The organism is Streptomyces sp. NPDC048506, assembly GCF_040651315.1.
Lineage (GTDB): Bacteria > Actinomycetota > Actinomycetes > Streptomycetales > Streptomycetaceae > Streptomyces.
Genome location: NZ_JBEZIX010000027.1, coordinates 87,250 through 106,042, shown reverse-complemented (window position 1 = coordinate 106,042; position 18,793 = coordinate 87,250). Strand labels below are relative to the sequence as shown.

Annotated in this window: 14 protein-coding genes; 2 read left to right on the top strand and 12 right to left on the bottom strand. The window is 72.8% G+C overall.

The features are described 5' to 3' along the window. Positions 1–29: 29 nt before the first annotated feature. From AB0C96_RS22710 to AB0C96_RS22675, 8 genes are all read right to left on the bottom strand, one after another. Positions 30–818, bottom strand: a complete 789-nt coding sequence (locus AB0C96_RS22710) for an ABC transporter ATP-binding protein (RefSeq protein ID WP_362919510.1) — start codon at positions 816–818, stop codon at positions 30–32. Continuing rightward, positions 815–1,900 (bottom strand): iron ABC transporter permease, encoded by a 1,086-nt coding sequence (locus AB0C96_RS22705; protein ID WP_362919534.1) that lies wholly within the window; start codon positions 1,898–1,900, stop codon positions 815–817. Before AB0C96_RS22705 ends, AB0C96_RS22710 begins: the two co-directional genes overlap by 4 nt. A gap of 8 nt (positions 1,901–1,908) precedes the next feature. After that, the gene (locus AB0C96_RS22700) at positions 1,909–2,982 is read right to left on the bottom strand and encodes an ABC transporter substrate-binding protein (protein WP_362919509.1); all 1,074 of its coding nucleotides are present in this window, start codon (positions 2,980–2,982) and stop codon (positions 1,909–1,911) included. 213 nt (positions 2,983–3,195) lie between these two features. Continuing rightward, positions 3,196–3,654 (bottom strand): cyclic nucleotide-binding domain-containing protein, encoded by a 459-nt coding sequence (locus tag AB0C96_RS22695; protein ID WP_362919508.1) that lies wholly within the window; start codon positions 3,652–3,654, stop codon positions 3,196–3,198. Between the two features lie 197 nt (positions 3,655–3,851). Then, the gene (locus AB0C96_RS22690; protein WP_362919533.1) at positions 3,852–6,797 is read right to left on the bottom strand and encodes an NHLP bacteriocin export ABC transporter permease/ATPase subunit; all 2,946 of its coding nucleotides are present in this window, start codon (positions 6,795–6,797) and stop codon (positions 3,852–3,854) included. A 10-nt stretch (positions 6,798–6,807) separates the two neighbouring features. Then, positions 6,808–9,057 (bottom strand): NHLP family bacteriocin export ABC transporter peptidase/permease/ATPase subunit, encoded by a 2,250-nt coding sequence (locus AB0C96_RS22685; protein ID WP_362919532.1) that lies wholly within the window; start codon positions 9,055–9,057, stop codon positions 6,808–6,810. Positions 9,058–9,092: 35 nt separating this feature from the next. After that, positions 9,093–9,896, bottom strand: coding sequence for an HlyD family efflux transporter periplasmic adaptor subunit (locus AB0C96_RS22680; protein WP_362919507.1), 804 nt, complete (start codon positions 9,894–9,896; stop codon positions 9,093–9,095). A gap of 169 nt (positions 9,897–10,065) precedes the next feature. After that, on the bottom strand, positions 10,066–10,281 hold the full coding sequence (locus AB0C96_RS22675; protein ID WP_362919506.1) for a type A2 lantipeptide: 216 nt from the start codon (positions 10,279–10,281) through the stop codon (positions 10,066–10,068). Positions 10,282–11,051: 770 nt separating this feature from the next. On the opposite strand from AB0C96_RS22675, the gene AB0C96_RS22670 reads away from it, so the two are divergent. Next, positions 11,052–12,083 (top strand): PHP domain-containing protein, encoded by a 1,032-nt coding sequence (locus tag AB0C96_RS22670; protein ID WP_362919505.1) that lies wholly within the window; start codon positions 11,052–11,054, stop codon positions 12,081–12,083. A gap of 13 nt (positions 12,084–12,096) precedes the next feature. On the opposite strand, the gene AB0C96_RS22665 is transcribed toward AB0C96_RS22670, so the two are convergent. From AB0C96_RS22665 to tdh, 4 genes are all read right to left on the bottom strand, one after another. Beyond that, positions 12,097–13,443, bottom strand: a complete 1,347-nt coding sequence (locus tag AB0C96_RS22665) for a chloride channel protein (protein WP_362919504.1) — start codon at positions 13,441–13,443, stop codon at positions 12,097–12,099. A gap of 97 nt (positions 13,444–13,540) precedes the next feature. After that, the gene (locus AB0C96_RS22660; RefSeq protein ID WP_362919503.1) at positions 13,541–14,449 is read right to left on the bottom strand and encodes a LysR family transcriptional regulator; all 909 of its coding nucleotides are present in this window, start codon (positions 14,447–14,449) and stop codon (positions 13,541–13,543) included. A 35-nt stretch (positions 14,450–14,484) separates the two neighbouring features. Then, entirely contained in the window at positions 14,485–15,732 is a 1,248-nt protein-coding gene (locus AB0C96_RS22655) for a glycine C-acetyltransferase (protein ID WP_362919502.1), read from the bottom strand. Positions 15,733–15,775: 43 nt separating this feature from the next. After that, positions 15,776–16,804, bottom strand: a complete 1,029-nt coding sequence (tdh, locus tag AB0C96_RS22650) for an L-threonine 3-dehydrogenase (RefSeq protein WP_362919501.1) — start codon at positions 16,802–16,804, stop codon at positions 15,776–15,778. 337 nt (positions 16,805–17,141) lie between these two features. On the opposite strand from tdh, the gene AB0C96_RS22645 reads away from it, so the two are divergent. Further along, positions 17,142–18,566, top strand: coding sequence for a S1 family peptidase (locus AB0C96_RS22645; protein WP_362919500.1), 1,425 nt, complete (start codon positions 17,142–17,144; stop codon positions 18,564–18,566). Positions 18,567–18,793: the final 227 nt, after the last annotated feature.

Below are 18,793 nucleotides of genomic sequence, written 5' to 3'. Positions count from 1 at the left end.
GGGCACAACGGGGGCCGCCGCCGGCTCGTTCATCCTTCCGCGGTCGACGGCGCCTCCCGGTGGTCGAAGGCGATCAGCACGTCGCCGGTGAGCGGATGGTCGGTCACCGCGGCGCGCACCCCGAACACCTCGGCCAGCAGCCGTGGAGTCAGCACCTCGCGGGGCGTGCCGGACGCCACCAGCCGCCCGGCGTGCAGCACGTGCAGCCGGTCGCACAGGGACGCCGCGGCGTTCAGGTCGTGCAGCGAGATCAGCGTGGTGCGGCGCTGGGCGCGCAGCAGGGTGAGCAGTTCGACCTGGTGCCGTACGTCGAGATGGTTGGTGGGCTCGTCCAGCACCAGCACCTCCGGGTCCTGGGCGAACGCACGGGCCAGCAGGGCGCGTTGCCGCTCGCCGCCGGACAGCGCGGCGAACCGGCGGGCGCCCTGCCCGGCCAGGCCGACGGCGGCCAGCGCCGCCGCCACGGTCTCCCGGTCGGACCGGTCCTCCCCCGCGAAGGCCCGCTTGTAGGGCGTACGGCCCATGGCCACCACCTCGTGCACGGTCAGCTCGAAGTCGCTGCCGCGCTCCTGCGGCAGCGCGGCGACCTGCCGGGCGGTCTGCGCCGCGGTGAGGCTCCGGAGGTCGGTCCCGGCGAGCAGCACCCGGCCGGCGGCGGGCCGCAGATGGCGGTAGACGGTGCGCAGGACGGTGGACTTACCGCTGCCGTTGGGGCCGATCAGCCCGGCGATCTCGCCGGACGCGGCCAACAGGCGGACCCCGGCGACCACATCGCGGCCGGCGTAGCCGACGTGCAGGTCCTCGATCTCGACGTTCACCCGCCCACCGCCGTCCGCCGGTCCAGCATGACCAACAGGACGGGCGCGCCGATCATCGCCGTCACCACGCCGACCGGCAACTCCTGGGTGTCCAGTGCGGTACGGCACACGACGTCCACCACGACCAGCAGCAGCGCCCCGGTGAGCGCGGACAGCGGCAGCAGCCGCCGGTGGTCGCCGCCGATGAGCATCCGGCACAGGTGCGGCACCATCAGCCCCACGAAGCCGATGGCTCCGGAGACCGCCACCAGGACGCCGGTCAGCAGAGCGGTCACCACGAACAACTCGCGGCGCAGCCGGGCGACGTCCACGCCCACACCGGCCGCCGTCTCGTCGCCCATGAGCAGCGCATTCATCGCCCGGGCGCGGGCCTGGAGGGCCAGCAGCCCGGCGGCGACCGCGAGCACCGGCAGCCACAGCACGCTCCAGGTGGCCCCGCCGAGGCTCCCCATCAGCCAGAACAGCACGCTGCGGGTCTGTTGCTCGTCACCGGCCTGAAGCACCAGGTAGCTGGTGAACCCGGACAGGAACTGCCCGATGCCGACGCCGGCCAGTACCAGCCGCAGGGGCGCGAAACCCTCTTGTGAGTGACGGCCGCGCCGCGCCACGCACCACACCAGGGCGAACGCACCCAGCGCACCGGCGAAGGCGGCCGCCGACAGCCCCAGCCCCAGCACCCCACCGGCGCTCGCGCCCAGCACGATCGCGGCGACCGCGCCGAGCGAGGCGCCGTTGGAGATGCCCAGCAGGTACGGGTCCGCCAGCGGATTGCGCACCAGCGCCTGGGTCGCGGTCCCCACCAGGCCCAGCCCCGCGCCGACCAGCGCCGCCAACAGGGCGCGGGGCACGCGGAGTTGCCACACGATCAGGTCGTCGGTGCCCGGGCGGGGTGCGGCCCCGGCGAGCCGCGCGAACACCACCGACCAGACGTGGCCGGGGGCGATGTCGGTGGAGCCGAGCGAGACCGCGGCGGTGAGCGCCACCACCAGCGCCAGGCCCAGCCCCAGGGCGAGCAGCCCGGCGCGCGGGTTACGCGCCGGGCGGCCCCCGACCGCGGCGTGGGCGGTCGGGTCGTCGAGCACGGAGGCCACTACCGCGCCGCCTTGAAGCGGGTCGGGTGGACCGTGCGCGCGATCTGCTCGACGGTGTCCGCGTTGCCGACGCCGGCGATCGTGGTCCGCTCCGAGCCGATCCGCAGGAAGTGCCCCTTGCGCACGGCGGTGAGCCCCTTGGTGGCCGGGAAGCCCTTCAGGAACTCCTCGGCCTGGTCGTACGCCGCTTCGGTGGCCGCCGCGTCGCCGCGGTTGCGTACCCCGAGCTGGATCCAGTCCGGGTCCTTGGACACCACGTCCTCCCAGGAGACCGGTGTGAAGTCGCCGTCACAGCCGTCGAAGACGTTGCGGGCGCCGGCCTGGTTGATCACGGCGTTGGCGACCTGCTTGCGGCAGACGGCGACGGGCTGCTTGGTGCCGGCGTCGTAGTCGAAGAAGAAGTAGGTCGGCCGCCGGTCCCGCGGGAGGTCGCCGACCGCCTTGCGCACGGCGGCGACCTTCGCCCGCATGCCCGCCACGAGCTGGTCGGCGCGTTCGGAGGTGCCGGTCACCGCGCCCAGCCGTTTGATGTCCTCCTCCACCGAGGACAGGTCGCGCTGCGGCTTCGCGGCGGTCGGCGCGCAGGCGGTGGACGCCAGGTAGATGTGCTTGATCCCCGCCGCACCGAACTCCTCCGGGGTCGGTGCGTCGCCCGCCCCGCCCATGGCGTTCATCGACGCGAAGGTGTCGATGTAGAGGTCGGCGCCCGATCCGAGCAGCTTCTCCTTGGGGATGAGGTGCTCGCCCAGCACCGGCACCTTCTGGGCCCGCGCCCCGAGGTCGCCGGGCAGGGTGCCCTTGCCGGGCGGGAATCCGGTGCCGATGACCCGGTCGCCGGCGCCCAGGCGCAGCAGCATCTCCAGGGCGGCGGCATTGCTGGTGACGATCTTCCGGGGCGCGGACGAAAAAGTGGTCCGGGCGCCCTTGCAGTCGGCGATCTGCACCGGAAAGCCGGAGCCGCCGCGTCCGGAGGCACCGGTGTCCTTCCCCGTGTCCGTACCTCCTCCGCCGCCGCACGCGGTGGCGGCCAGCGCGACGACGACCGCCAGACCGCACAACTTCCCAGAACGCATGGTGCTTCTCCCCTACCCGTCACCGGCCGATCCCCCGGCCGTCGCACCGGCCGGATCGCCGGCCGGCGGGCCGCAGGCGCGACCCGGCACAGGTAGTCGCCCGGATGCGGGGCACGGTTCCAGGGCTGCGGCGTCCTTTTCGTGGCGCGGGTGGTGCCGCGGCACGCGCCCGGCGGTCACCGGTCACCGGTCGCCGGCCGGTGCGGGCCCTGGTCAGGGTTCGAGGCCGCTGCCCTGGGGGCCGTAGAGGTCGAGCAGGCGGGTGCGGGTGCCGTGCAGCCGGTCGGCGACCGTCTCGGCGACGTAGCGGTACATCGCCCGGCCGAGCACGGCGTCGGACTCGCACAGGGCGCGGACGGCCTCGGCGTCGAACTCCTCGGCCTCCACCGGGCCGACGGTCTCGGCGCCCAGGTGCCAGAGGTACGGCGGGAAGAGCCAGGACCAGCCGAGGAGTTCACCCCGGCCGAGGGTCTCGACGACCGCGGCGCGTCGTCCGGGGACGTGCTGGTCGAGGGCGACCTGTCCGCTGCGGATGATCCAGAACCGGTCGGCGCGCTGGCCCTCCTCGAAGAGCCGGGTGGTGCGGGGCAGCGACACCTCCTGGGCGATCTCCTCCAGCCGCCGGCGCCGGTCCGGCGGCATCGCCTCGAACAGGTCCTTCGCCGTCACCATCTCGTCCTCCGTCCGCTGCCTGCCTTGCAAGATATGCGGTGGTCCGCGGGGATACGGGGAACGGCTCGGCCGGGCGGGGCGGTCGCCACCGGGATGCCGGGGACGGCGGCCGCCCGCCGGGCCGTCGCCACGCCACGCCACGCCAGGTCAGGTCAGGTCAGGTCAGGTCAGGTCAGGTCAGGTCAGGTCAGGTCAGGTCAGGTCAGCTGACGCCGTACCAGATCGTGCAGCCGGCCGCCGGCGTCGGCGAGCAGCTCGGCCGGGGCGCCCTGTTCGACGATCCGGCCGCCCTCCATGACGATGACGCGGTCGGCGTCCATCACGGTGGACAGCCGGTGGGCGATCACCAGGCGGCTGGCGCTGAGCTTGCGGGTGCTGTCGATGACGATCCGCTGGGTCTCGTTGTCCAGGGCGCTGGTGGCCTCGTCGAAGAAGAGGATCCGGGGGCGGCGGATCAGTGCCTGCGCGATCATCAGGCGCTGTCGCTGGCCGCCGGAGATCGCGCCACCGCCGGAGATCATGGTGTGCAGGCCCATCGGCATCCGTTTGATGTCCTCGGCCAGTCCCGCCATGTCGGCGGCCGCCCAGGCCTCCTCCTGGGTGAACGCCTCGGTGCCGCAGATGCAGTCCAGGAGGGAGCCGGTGAGCGGCTGGGCGTTCTGTAGCACGACCCCGCACTGGCGACGGACCGCTGCCTGGTCCAGGGCGGCGAGGTCCTGGCCGTCGTACAGGACGCCGCCGGAGGTCGGCTTGTCGAAGCCGATGAGGAGCCGCAGCAGGGTGGACTTGCCGCAGCCGCTGGGGCCCACGACGGCCACGAACTCGCCGGGCCGGACCTCGAACGAGACGTCGTCGAGGACGAGCGGGCCGTCGTCGGTGTAGCGGAAGGAGAGCTTCTTGGCCTCGATGCCGCCGGAGAGGGTGCCGGGCTGGGCGCTGGCGCCGCGTACCTCCGGTGCCTCGTCCAGCACCGGCTTGACCTGCTCGAACATCGGCAGTACGGCGGCGGTGGCGACGAAGGCGCCGGTGATCTGGGTGACCGAGGTCAGCAGCATGGTCACCGCGGTGTTGAAGGTGAGGAAGTCGCCGGCCGACATGCTGCCGCGGGCCGGGCCGGCCAGCAGCATGAACAGGGTGAGCGAGCACAGCGGCAGGTAGACCGCGTTGAGGACGGTGGTCAGGTTCTTGATCCGGCCGGCCTTCTGCTGGAGTTCGCGGGAGCGGGCGAACTCCCGGGCCCAGGCGGCGTAGGCGAAGCTCTCGGCCGCCGCGACCCGCAGCTTGGGCAGTCCGCGCAGGGTCTGGAAGGCCTGGTTGTTGAGCTTGTTGCCGAGCTTGACCAGCCGCCGCTGCCAGCGCAGCTCCCACAGGCCCAGGGCGAGGAAGACGGCCCCGATGACGAGCAGCATGCCGATCGCGGCGAGCGCCAGCGGCACGCTGTAGGCGAGCAGCAGCACGAGGTTCATCGCGCCGACGGTGGTGGCCTGCACGGCCACCGGACCGACGCCGGACAGCACCCGGCGGATGCTGCTGATCCCCATCGCGGCACTGGCCAGCTCTCCGGTGGAGCGTTCGGTGAAGAACCTGGTCGGCAGCCGCAGCAGCCGGTCCCACACCGCCGGTTGCAGGGCGCTCTCGATCCGGCCCTCCATCCGCAGCACGGTGAGGTTCTGCAACAGCATGAACGCGGCGGAGACGACGCTGCTGACGATGACGGCCAGCGCCACCTGGACGATCGGGCCCCGCTCGGCGGCGGGCACATACACCCCGAGCACCTTTCCGGTGGCGAGCGGGACGAGGGCACCGAGGGCGACCGTCACCAGTCCGCCGACGGCCAGGTTGCGGACGTCCGTCCGGGTGTCGCGCAGGCTGAAGCGCATCAGCCGCCAGACGCTCATCGGCCGCTCCGGCAGCGGCCGGTAGAACATCACGGCGCGCGGCTCGAACTCCTCGGCGTTGTCCGTGCCGATGCGCAGCCGCAGTCCGGAGGCCGGGTTGACCGCCTCGTAGCGGCCCCGGCGCCACAGCAGCGCCACCGGGGCTCCGGACTTGGCGCGCCGGCCCACCAGGGGGCCGGTGTTCGTCCGCCACCAGCGGCCGGTGAGCCGGACCGCGCGGGTGCGGATGCGGGAGCTGACGGCGATCCGCTCGACGGGGGTGATGCGGTCGTTGACCGCGCCGCCCTTCGGGGGCTCGGTGAGGGTGATCCCGGCCGCCTCGGCGACCGCCCGGCAGACCGCGAAGGTGGCGTCGTCGCCGGCCCGGTTCGCCGCCTCGCCGCCCCGCCCGGAGCGGTCCTGACGGCCGATCGAGGCGAGCAGCGCCTGGTCGGCCCGCTCGCGGACGGCCTCGCCGGCCTTGACGCCGGCCGCCGCGCGGTCCTGGTGGGCACGCTCCAGCTGCTCGATCCAGCGGTCGACGGCGGACAGCAGCCGGTACTGCTGGTTGACCATCCGCTGCCACAGCTCGGGGTCCACCAGCAGATCGGCCGCCGCCTCCGCGCTGTAGGAGGCACCGTACTGGACGCTGCCGGGCGGGACCGGCATCCACAGCACATCGTCGTCGGCGACCGCGTCGTCGCCGGGGCGGCCGTCCAGCGGTGCCTCGAACAGCACGCCCAGGCTGCGGGCGGTGCCCAGCGCGAAGGCGTGCTCCAGCGGGGAGGGGCCCTGACCGCCCTGAGGGCCGTACGCCGGGTGGTGGCCGTAGGAGCCGCCCTGCGCACCGTACTGCGCAGCGGCCCCGCCGTCCGGGTACCCCGCGTACTGCCCGTACTCCCCCTGCTGCCCGGGTTCGGCGTACTCGTGGCGGGGCAGCTCGCGCAGCGGGATACGGCGCAGGGCGCAGTGCTGCGAGGGGCGGCCGAGCAGGGTGTGCTGCGGGCCGTGGACCGGGCCGAGCAGCAGGGCGCCGGCTTCGAGCCGGCCGAGGAAGTGCCAGTGGCCCTCCGCGGCGGCGTCGACCGCGAACAGGTCGAGCGAGCCGCCGGTGACCAGCCACACCACCTGCGGCCCTTCCAGGGGGACGCTGCGCAGTCCGGTGCAGTCGACGGGCGCGCCGAGGCCGCCGAGGGCCTGCGTCACCGCGTCGCTCCCGCCCGGGTCGGCGACCGGGGGCGGGACCGACGGTCCGGACTGCGGCATGGCTGACACCTCAGTGCTCCTTGACCAGCTCGGCGTAGGCTCCTCCGGCGGCGACCAGGTCCTCGTGGCGGCCGCGTTCGACGACCACGCCGTGGTCGAGGACCACGATCTCGTCGCTGTCGCGGACGGTGCTCAGCCGGTGGGCGATGACGACGCAGGCGCAGCCGCGCCGCCGCAGGTTGTCCATGATGATCTGTTCGGTCCGGGCGTCCAGGGCGCTGGTGACCTCGTCGAGGACCAGGATGCTGGGGCGCCGGACCAGGGCCCGGGCGACCTCCAGGCGCTGCCGCTGCCCGCCGGAGAAGTTCCGGCCGTCCTGCTCGACGCGGCTGTGGATGCCGTCCGGGCGCCGGGCGATGACGTCGTCGTAGAGGGCCGCGTCCTTCAGGGCGGTGACGACCGCCTCGTCCGGGATCGACGGGTCCCACAGCGCCACGTTGTCGCGGACGGTGCCCTCGAAGAGGAAGACGTCCTGGTCGACGAAGGAGACCGAGGCGGCCAGCGCGCTGCGGGAGAGGTCCTCCAGCCGCTGCCCGTCGATCCGGATGGTGCCTTCCCACGGGCTGTAGAGGCCGGAGATCAGCCGGGAGACGGTGGACTTGCCGCTGCCCGAACCGCCGACGAGGGCGACCTGCCGGCCCGGGCCGACGGCCAGTGAGAAGCCGGTGAGCAGCGGTGCGTCCAGCGGGCTGTAGCCGAACGTGATGTTCTCCAGCGTCACATGGCCCTTGAGGCGCCGGAGGTCGGCGTCCGAGCCGGGGCGGGAGGAGAGGCTGTCGGCCGGGAAGGATTCGACGTCCTTGAGGCGGGCCACGTCGGCGGCGAAGTCCTGGATCCGGCCGGCTACCCCGTTGAGGCGGGTGATGGGCGCGGTGAAGCGGGTCACCAGCGCCTGGAAGGCGACCAGCAGGCCGATGGAGATATGCCCCTCGACGGCCCGCAGGCCGCCGATCCACAGGATGAGCGCGCTGTTGAGGGTGGCGAGGGTGGGGGCGACGACCGCCAGCCAGGCGCTCGGCACGCCGAGCCGCTGCTGTACCTCCAGCGTGGTGGCGTGCTGGCCGGCCCAGCGGCGGAAGTAGCCGTTCTCGCCGCCGGTGGCCTTCATCGTCTCGATGAGCTGGAGACCGGTGTAGGCGGTGTTGGTGAGTTTGGCGGTGTCGGCGCGCAGCCTCTGGGTGTGGGTGGCGCGCAGCCGGACCACGATGCGCATCGCGACGACGTTCAGCAGCGCGATGCCCACGCCGATGACGGTCAGTTGGGGGTCGTAGGCCCACAGCAGGACGGCGTAGAGGACGACCACGATGCCGTCCACGCCCGCGGCGGCGAGGTCGCGGGCCAGGGTCTCGGCTACCGCGTCGTTGGACTGGAGGCGCTGGACCAGGTCGGCCGGGCTGCGCTGGGCGAAGAAGGTGACCGGCAGGCGCAGCAGATGGCGCAGGAAGCGGGCGCTGGTGAGGGTGGACGAGATGATCCGGCCGCGCAGCAGGTTCGCCTGTTGCAGCCAGGTCAGCACGGCGGTCAGCGCGACCATCGCGGCCATCGACGCGAAGAGCGGCCCCAGCAGCGAGGTCTGGTTGCCGATCAGGAACATGTCGATGTACGTACGGCTGAGCGCGGGCACCGCGGCGCCGACCGCGACCAGCAGCAGACTGGCGAGCAGCGCGGCCAACAGGGTGCCGGTGGTGCCACGCATCCGGGCGGGGACGGCGCTGAGCACACCGGGCCTGCGTCCGCCCTTGCGGAAGGACTCGGACGGCTCGAAGACCAGGGCGACACCGGTGAAGCTGGTGTCGAAGTCCTCCATCGGCACGAAGCGGCGGCCCTTGTCGGGGTCGTTGATGTGCACCCCGCGGCGGCCGAGGCGGCGGCCCGTGCCGTCGTAGACGACGTAGTGGTTGAACTCCCAGAAGAGGATGGCCGGGGCCTGCACCTCGGCGAGCGCGGCCGGCTCCATCTGCATGCCCTTGGCCGTCAGGCCGTAACTGCGGGCGGCCTTGAGCAGGTTGCTGGCGCGCGAGCCGTCGCGGGAGACGCCGCAGGCGATCCGCAGCTCCTCCAGCGGCACATGCCGTCCGAAGTGGGCGAGGACCATGGCCAGCGAGGCGGCGCCGCACTCCACGGCCTCCATCTGGAGGACGGTGGGGGTGCGCACAGCCCTGGCCTTCTGGGGCTTGGGAGCGGGCGGCGCGGCGCGACGGGTGCGCCGGGCGCCGGGCGCGGGCTCCGGGCGGTGTCGGCCGCGTCCGGGCGGCGGCAGCTGCGCCTGCGGGGCCGGGGAGTCGTGCGGTGCGGTCACGGCAGCAGCCAATCGATCGGGTGCTGCGCGGCGAGGTGGACGGCGCCGCTGGCCAGCGTCATGGAGTCGACCGGGTAGGGCGGGCCGTCGGAGGTCGACCAGGCGTATCCGGAGGGGTTTTCGGCGGTGTCGAGCCGCACCAGCACCGCGACCGGCGGGCCGTGCTGGGAGAACTGCTCCCCGAGCTGGCTGCTGCCCAGAGCGGCACCGATCCGCTGGCGGGTCTGGGCGGTCCGGCCGACCGCCGTGACATGGCCGCGCAGCACGCCGTACCGCTGGCTCGGGACGGACTGGACGGTGAGGTCGACGGCGGCGCCGACGGGGACGGTGGCGCCGCTCTCGGCCGGTACGTAGAGGGTCGCCGTCAGGGGGTCGCCGGGGTGGGCGACGCGTTCCACGGCGGCCACGTCCGTCCCGGGGCTGACGACCGCGCCGATGGTGGCGACCATCGTGGTCAGCCGGCCCGCGGCGAGGCTGCGGACGACGGCGGTGCCCTGGGCCGTACGGACCTTCAGGACGGGGGCGTTGGCGGCCACCCGCTTGCCCTCGTCGACGAGGACGGCGGTGACCTGGCCCGCGACGGGGCTCTGGAGGATGTAGCTGCCCTGGCCGTGGGTGAGGATTGCGGGTGCGGCGAGGGTGGACGAGACGGTTCCGGTCACCGCCCAGACGGCGGCGGCGATCACGACGAGGACCGTCACGGTCAGCACCAGCCAGCCCTGGGGGCGGGCGAAGCGCACCGGCAGATCGAGTTCCTCGGGCGATTGCAGCTTGGAAAGGGCCTGTTGGCGGAACTGCACGACACTCTTCCCTCAACTGCAATGGTCTGTCAGACGGGTGGTGGCCGGGTGCCCCGGGCCCGGGAGCGGGGTCCGGGGCATCCGGCCGGGCAGGTCGGCAAGGAGGGGGCGCCGACCTGCCGTCGTCACCGCTCAGAGCCGGCTGTGCCGCCCAGCGGCACAGGGCGGATCAGAGACCGCTGACCAGGCCCGTGACGGCGCCGGTGTTCACGCCGGTGGTGCCGCTGACCAGGCCGGTGACCTCGCCGACGAGCGGGGAGACCGGGGCGACGGAGTCAACGGTGCCGGTCACGCTGCCGACGAGACCGCCCACGAGGCCACCGGACACGTTGTCCAGGTCGGCGTCGGAGATTTCCTGGGTCTGAACCTGGGGGGTGGAGTTCATGATGTTTCCCTTCGGATGAATATCTCGAAAAAGCTGCGTCCGGACCGTCCGGTGGGTGGTCCGGGCGCGGCAGCGGGAGTCGGGCGCCCGAAAATCGGGAACCGTTGGGGTGACTCCCGCAGTGCGAAGGATCAAAGCATGCAGGTGCGTCGCCCTGCTAATCGGACAACCGCCGATCCGGGCGTCATCGCACCCTTGAATTACGCAACGTGCACGCACATCCATGGTTCAGTGGCAGCTTCTTCACAACTCCTTCGGTTTCCTTTCCATGGCCAGTCCGGGCGCTCGTTCGACGAACGGGACATTCCCGCACCAAACCGCTGACCCGCAGGTCAGCGGGGTGGTACGACCCGTCCGACCGTGTGCTGGCTGCGCATTCGCTGTGCAGATTTCCTGAAGGCCGTCAATCTTTACGGCACCCCATCACCCGGCCCCGGCGAAGTACGGCGAGCCCCGCCGACCGAACCGGTCGAATGTTGCGCGAGCTTTGCAGGAGTTTTAACGACGCCCGATTCGCCCGGACTTTCGGATGCGGTATTGAGCGGGTTGAACGCATTGCACGGAATCATCAGCACTATCCATAGCCATCCATACGTCTTTCCGATGCAATCGGATCGACCGACCCGAGAACGGACATAACCGCATAACGGCACGGCTTCCGAATCGGCGGGAATGGGCGATTTACCGCCGGTACACCCCCGGTGGCAGCCGGCCCCGGGGTGCGGCACGGTGAAGGGAACCTGGGCCGGCGCATCGGGAAGGAGCCGTACGTGGAGCCCGTCGAGGCGCTGGAGCGGATCGCGTTCCTGCTGGAACGGCAGGGCGCGGTGACCTACCGCGTACAGGCCTTCCGCACCGCCGCCGCGGCGATCGCCGCACTGACCGACGACGCACTGCGCGAGCGCGCCCGCGCCGGCTCGCTGGCACGGCTCAAGGGCCTCGGTCCCAAGACCACCCGGGTGGTCGAAGAGGCGCTCGCCGGTGTCCGGCCCACCTATCTGGCCGGCCTGGAGGACGAGGCGGGCGGGCCGCTGGTCGAGGGGGAACGCGGGCAGCGACTGCGGCGGGCGCTGCGCGGCGACTGCCATCTGCACTCGGACTGGTCGGACGGCGGCAGCCCGGTCGAGACGATGGCCAGGGCCGCCCGCGACCTCGGGCACGCCTGGTGCGTGCTGACCGACCACTCCCCCAGGCTCACCATCGCCCGCGGGCTGACCGCCGAGCGGCTGCGGGAGCAGCTGGCGTTGGTGGCGGAGGTCAACGAACGCCTGGCGCCGTTCCGGCTGCTGACCGGGATCGAGTGCGACATCCTCGACGACGGCACCCTCGACCAGGAACCGGAGCTGCTGGAGCGGCTCGACGTGGTGGTGGCCTCCGTGCACTCCGCACTCCGGATGGACCGGGCCTCGATGACCCGGCGACTGCTGGCCGCGGTGCGCAACCCGCTGGTGGACGTCCTCGGGCACTGCACCGGCCGGCAGATCACCGGCAAGCTGCGCCCGGAGTCGCAGTTCGACGCCGACGAGGTCTTCGCGGCCTGCGCCGAGCACCACACGGCGGTGGAGATCAACTGCCGCCCGGACCGCTTCGATCCGCCGCGCCGACTGCTGCGCCGGGCGCTGGCGGCGGGATGCCTCTTCGCCATCGACAGCGACGCCCACGCCCCGGGCCAGCTGGACTGGCAGATCTACGGCTGCGCCCGCGCCGAGGAGTGCGACGTACCGGCGGAACGGGTCATCACCACATGGACGGAGCGCCAGTTGGCCACCTGGACCGGCACCGGCCGCACACCGCGCCGGTGACCACCGGCGCTCGTCAGGCGGTGGCCGGTGCGACCGCCCGCGGGGCCGGCGTGAGCCGCAGCACGGCCACGTACGCCACCACCACCGCGACGATCACCAGCGGCATGACGGTGAGTCCGCTGCGGCCCATCAACAGCGTGGCCAGCAGCAGCGAGGTCATCGGCAGCCGGAGCATCGCCACACCCATCGCCCCCATGCCCATCGCGAACGCCGCGGTGGCCGACAGGCCGGGCAGGTGGGACAACGCCACCCCGCCCGCGGCGCCGAGGAACAGCGCCGGGAAGATCGGGCCGCCCCGGAACGCGCTCAGCGAGGCGCAGTACGCCAGGCCCTTGCACACCAGCAGGAGCAGCAGCGCCGGCACCGAGTAGCCGACGCTGTCCCCGAACAGCGACCCCAGAGCCGACTGCCCCGAGTAGAGCACCTCGGTGACGGGCTTGCCGGTCACCGCCGTGAACCCGACCGCCAGCGCCCCCACCACCAGCCCCACAACCACCGTGGCCGCCACCCGGTGGCGCACCACGCGCGCCTTGAGCGCCAGCGCCAGGCGCCGGATGCCGGTCCCCAGGAAGGCCGCGGCCAGCCCGATGGCCAGCGCCCAGCCGAACTCCGGGACGGTGGGTTCCGCGGCCACGGGGACGTCGTGCAGCGCCAACGAGTAGGTGCCGAGCCCGGTCCAGTCCCCCAGCCCGGTGAAGATCAGCGCACCGACGCCGGACGCCAGCAGACCGGGCACCAGCAGCATCCCCAGCCGCGGACCGGCCAGGCTCGCCACCTCCATCAGCAGGAACGCCCCCAGCAGGGGGGAGCCCAGCAACGCGCTGATCGCCGCGAAGCTGCCTGCCGCGCCCGCCGCCGCGACGGTCTGCTCCGTCGCATGCCGGTCCAGCAGCCGTACGCCCCCCGCGGCCAGGCCGCCGCCGAGGGCGATGAGCGGCGCCTCCGGGCCGAGCACCGCACCGAACCCGAGCGAGATCAGAGCCGCCAGCGCGATGCCGGGCAGGGCGGAGAGCCGCGGCACGCCGCCGCCCGCTTGCCCGTCCGCCGGCTCATGACCGCCGCCGCCCGGGAGGTGGCGAATGGTCAGCCCGACCAGCAGGCCGGCCACCCCGAGGAGCGGCACCGGCCACCACAGCGGCGTCCCGGCGAAGCCCAGCGCCCGCGGCAGATCGTGCTGGACCAGCGGTTCCAACGCGTGGGCCGCCGCGAGGAAGCCGAACGCGACGGCGCAGACCGGCACGCCGATCACCGCCGCCTGCAACAGCAGCTTCAGATATCCGCGGCTACGGACCAGCGCGAACGGATCCTGCGGCGCACCGGCCGCCGCCTCGCCACCCGGTCCGGTGGGGCCGACCGCCATCGCCTCGCCTCCTCGCCGCCGCCGCCACGAGGAGCCTGCCACCTCCGGCACCGGCCGCCGCGCAGGACGCGGACAGCAGCACCCGAACGCCGCCGCCTCACCCCTGCGACGCCGCCGCCTCCTGGAGCGCCGCCAGTACCGGCCGGAACAGCGGGTGCTCCTCGGCCCCGCGGCGCACCGCGGCGAACACCCGGCGGGTGGGGGCGGCACCGTCGACGGGCCGGACCATCACGCCCGTCAGGTCCATGTCGCGCAACGCCGAACGGGGGACGAGCGCCACCCCGGCCGCGGCGGAGGCGAGCGCGACGACGGCGCGGAAGTCGTCGGAGGAGTGCTCCAGACGGGGCTGGAAACCGGCGTACTCGCAGGCCAGGACGACCACGTCATGGCAGGGGTTGCCCGAGTACGGGCCGATCCAGGGGTCGTCGGCGAGGTCGGCGACGGCCACCCGCTCGGCGTCGGCGAGCCGGTGCCCCGGCGGCAGCACGGCGTCGAAGGGTTCGGCGTAGAGCGGCACCCGGGTCAGCCGCGGGTCGTCCGCGCGGGGCGCGCCCCGGTACTCGACGGCCACCGCCACATCGACCTGCCGGTCGAGGACCATCCGCAGGCTGGCGTCGCCCTCGGCGTCCCGGACCCGGACCCTTATGCCGGGCGTGGAGCGGGCCAGCGCGGTGATCGCGGGGGCCACGACCAGGCCGATGCCGGTGGCGAAGGCCGCCACGGTCACCGTGCCGGCCTCGCCCGAGCCGTAGGCGGCGAGCTCGGACTCGGCGCGCTCCAGCTGGGCGAGGACGGCGTTGGCGTGGGTGAGCAGGATGTCGCCCGCGGCGGTCAGCCGCACCCCGCGGGCGCTGCGCTCCACCAGGCGGTGGCCGGTCTCCTGCTCCAGCGCCGCCAGCTGCTGGGAGACCGCCGACGGCGTGAGGTAGAGCGCGGCGGCCGCGGCGGTGACCGTGCGGTGGTCGGCCACCGCACGGAGGATGTGCAGCCGGCGTGCTTCGATCATGCGGCCATTTTCTCAGGTCGCCGCGGCCGGTCGGCTCACTCGCCGACGGCGACCCCCGCCTCCGCGCTCACCGTGGCCCCTGCCTCCGCGCTCATGGCGGCTCGCGCCGCCACGAAGGCGTCCACCGCGCGGTTGACGTCCTCCGTCGAGTGCGCGGCCGACAGCTGGACGCGGATCCGCGCCTGGCCCTGGGGGACCACCGGGTAGGAGAAGCCGATGACGTACACCCCGCGCTCCAGCAGCAGCTCGGCCATCCGGGCCGCCTCGGCCGCGTCGCCGATCATGACGGGGGCGATGGCGTGGTCGCCCGGGAGGACGTCGAAGCCCTCCGCGGTCATCCGGGAGCGGAACAGCGCGGTGTTGGCGTGCAGCCGCTCGCGCAGCTCGCCGGCCGACTCCAGCAGGTCGAGCACCTTCAGCGAGGCGGCGGCGATCACCGGCGCCAGCGAGTTGGAGAACAGGTAGGGGCGCGAGCGCTGGCGCAGCAGGGCGACGATCTCGGCGCGGGCCGCGACATAGCCGCCGGAGGCTCCGCCCAGCGCCTTGCCGAGGGTGCCGGTGATGATGTCGACGCGGTCCATCACGCCGTGGAGTTCCGGGGTGCCGCGGCCGCCGGGGCCGACGAAGCCGACCGCGTGCGAGTCGTCGACCATCACCATGGCGCCGTAGCGGTCGGCCAGATCGCAGATCTCGCGCAGCGGTGCCACGTAGCCGTCCATGGAGAAGACACCGTCGGTGACGATCAGCGTGCGGCCGGCGCCGCCTTCCGTGGCCTCCTTCAACTGGCGCTCCAGGTCGGCCAGGTCGCGGTTGGCGTAGCGGAACCGGCGGGCCTTGCACAGCCGGATGCCGTCGATGATGGAGGCGTGGTTGAGGGCGTCGGAGATCACCGCGTCGTCCGGGCCGAGCAGCGTCTCGAAGACCCCGCCGTTGGCGTCGAAGCAGGACGAGTAGAGGATGGTGTCCTCCTGGCCGAGGAAACCGGCGATCCGCTGCTCCAGCTCCTTGTGGACCTCCTGGGTGCCACAGATGAAACGGACCGAGGCGAGGCCGTAGCCCCAGCGGTCGAGCGCTTCGTGGGCGGCGGCGACGACCTCGGGGTGGTCGGCGAGACCGAGGTAGTTGTTGGCGCAGAAGTTGAGCACCTCGCCCGGGTTGCCGCCGGCGGTGACCGCGACGGTGGCGGACTGCGGGGTGCCGATGACGCGCTCGGGCTTGTGCAGTCCGGCGGCCCGGATCTCGTCGAGGGTGGTGCGCAGTTCGTCGCGTACGGAGTCGAACATCGGGGTTTTCTCCAGGAGTCGGGGTGGGGCGGACGGGGCCGGGTCAGACAGTCCAGTCGAGGATGATCTTGCCGCTGCGGCCGCTGGCGGCATCGTCGAAGGCGGCGTCGAAGTCCTGGTAGGAGTACCGGCCGGTGATCACGGGCGCGAGGTCGAGGCCGCCTTCGAGCAGCACCGACATCGCGTACCAGGTCTCGAACATCTCCCGCCCGTAGATGCCCTTGATCGTGATCATGGAGGTGACGATCCGGGACCAGTCGACGGGGAATTCCTGGGCGGGCAGGCCGAGTACGGCGATCCGGCCGCCGTGCGTCATGTTGGCGATCATGTCGCGCATCGCCTCCGGTCGCCCGGACATCTCCAGCCCGACGTCGAAGCCCTCCCGCAGCCCCAGCTCGCGCTGGCCCTCGACGACGGTCCGTTCGGCGACGTTGAGGGCGAGGCTGACGCCGACCTTGCGGGCGAGCTCCAGGCGCGGCTCGCTGACGTCCGTGATCATGACGTTGCGGGCGCCGGCGTGCCGGGCCACCGCTGCCGCCATGATCCCGATCGGTCCGGCGCCGGTGATCAGCACGTCCTCGCCGACCAGCGGGAACGACAGCGCGGTGTGCACGGCGTTGCCGAACGGGTCGAAGACCGCGGCGATGTCGAGGTCGACCGGGACCCGGTGCACCCAGACGTTGGTGGCGGGCAGCGCCACATACTCGGCGAAGGCGCCGTCCCGGCCGACGCCGAGGCCGATGGTGGCACGGCACAGGTGGCGGCGGCCGGCCAGACAGTTGCGACATTTGCCGCAGACCAGGTGTCCCTCGCCGCTGACCAGATCGCCGGCCTTGACGTCGGTCACGTCGCGGCCGGTCTCCACCACCTCGCCGACGAATTCGTGGCCGATGATCAGCGGGGTGTCCAGCGCCTGCTGGGCCCAGCCGTCCCAGGCGCGAATGTGCAGATCCGTACCGCAGATGCCGGTCCGCAGCACCTTGATCAGCACATCGCCCGGTCCGATCGCCGGTTCCGGCACCTCCGTGAGCCAGAGTCCCGGCTCCGCCTTCTGCTTGACCAGTGCCTTCACCGCTGCGGCTCCCGAACGAAAGTGTGACCTGCCGGGGGCACGCCCCGGCCGCCCGATCTTCGTCCAGAAATCTTCCGTACCGCGGCCGTGGGGTCCATCGAGGTTTTCTTAAGCACGGTCACAGCTCGCCTTTACGCCCGCCCGGCCACGGCCCGGGGCGGGCCCGGGAGTGTACGACGTCGCGACCGCGAACACCGGAATTCATCACAGCTTGAGTGGCCATGAGACCGGGGTGGGCGGACCTCCGTAGGACTGGATGGCAACCTCGCACGGGTGCCGACGCGACGCACCGCGGCCTCCGTGTGCTTCGTCCTGTGCGTCCCTGGAGGTCAGTCAAGTGAGCCATCGACATGTGAACAAGCGGACGGGCGTCATCGCCGGCGCGGGCGTGGCCGCCATCGCGGCCGCCGCGATCCTGCTCCCCAACGCCAACGCGAGTACGGACCGGCCGGTGGCCCTGCGGACGTTCAGCGCGCCCGCGGCCACCCAGTTGGCGACGGCCCTGAAGGCGGACCTCGGGGGCCAGGCCGCCGGCTGGTACCTGGACGGTGCGAGCGGCCATCTGGTGATGAACGTGCTGTCCGCGGACGACGCCGCGAGCGTCACGGCCAAGGGCGCGGTCGCCAAGGTCGTCCACAACAGCATGACCGCGCTGAAGGCCGGCACGCGCACCCTGCGCGAGACCGCTGCGGTGCCCGGTACGGCGTGGTCGATCGACCCCCGGACCAACAAGATCGTGGTGCTCGCCGACCGGACCGTCACCGGCGCCAAGATGGCCGCGCTCACCAAGGCCACCGGCAGGATGGGCGCGGGCATGGTCACCGTCAAGCGCTCCCAGGGCGAGTTCCGACGGTTCGACGGCGGCGCGGCGGCGGGCTCCTCGGCGGGCGGCGACGACGGATCGGCGGCCGACGGCGGGTCGGCGGCCGACGGCGGCAACGGGCAGGGGAACGGCGGGCAGGGGAACGGCGGAAACGGGCAAGGAAACGGCGGACAGGGGAACGGCGGGCAGGGCGGCGGCGCTGCGGCCGGGCCGATCGGCGGCAGTGCCATCTTCGGTGGCAACGCCCGCTGCTCGCTCGGCTTCAACGTGACGGTCAAGGGCGCCCCGGCCTTCCTGACGGCGGGTCACTGCGGTAATGACTCCCGGACCTGGTCGGCGGACCAGGGCGGCGGTCAGCCACTGGGTACGGTGGCCGACTCCCAGTTCCCGAAGACCGACTTCGCCCTGGTCACCTACGACGACCCGGGTGCCCAGCCGCAGAGCGCGGTCGACCTGGGAAACGGCAGCACCCAGCAGATCACCCAGGCCGCGGAGGCCGCCGTCGGCATGAAGGTGCAGCGCTCCGGCTCCACGACCGGGCTGCACGACGGCACCGTCACCGGCCTGGACGCCACGGTGAACTACGGCAACGGCGACATCGTCAACGGCCTCATACAGACGGATGTCTGCGCCGAGCCGGGCGACAGCGGTGGCTCGATGTTCTCCGGCAACGCAGCCGTGGGGCTGACCTCGGGCGGCAGCGGCGACTGCACCCAGGGCGGCGAGACCTTCTTCCAGCCGGTCACCGACGCGCTCAAGGCCACGGGGGCGGAGATCGGCGCCGGGGGCGGCGGCAACGGTGCGGCCGGTGGTACGTCCAGCGGCGACAACGGCGCGGCCGGCGGTGACAGCGGTGCGTCCAGCGGCGACAACGGCGCAGCCGGCGGTGACAGCGGTGCCGGCGACGGCTCGGGCACGGCGCCCGGTTCGCTGAACTGACCCCGACCGGTTCGCTGAACCAACCGAGCCCGATCCGCTGAACCGACCGCTCACGATCCGTCGGACCAACCACCCGCGATCCGCTGAACCGACCTCGCCAGTCGACCGAACTGACCACGACCACAAGGAGGTTCAAAGGAGGTTCACAGGAGATTCATGGGGCCCCTGAGTGTGGCGGAACCATAGCGACCGCCTGAGGGGCGGTGTCAGAATTGCCGCCCTATTCC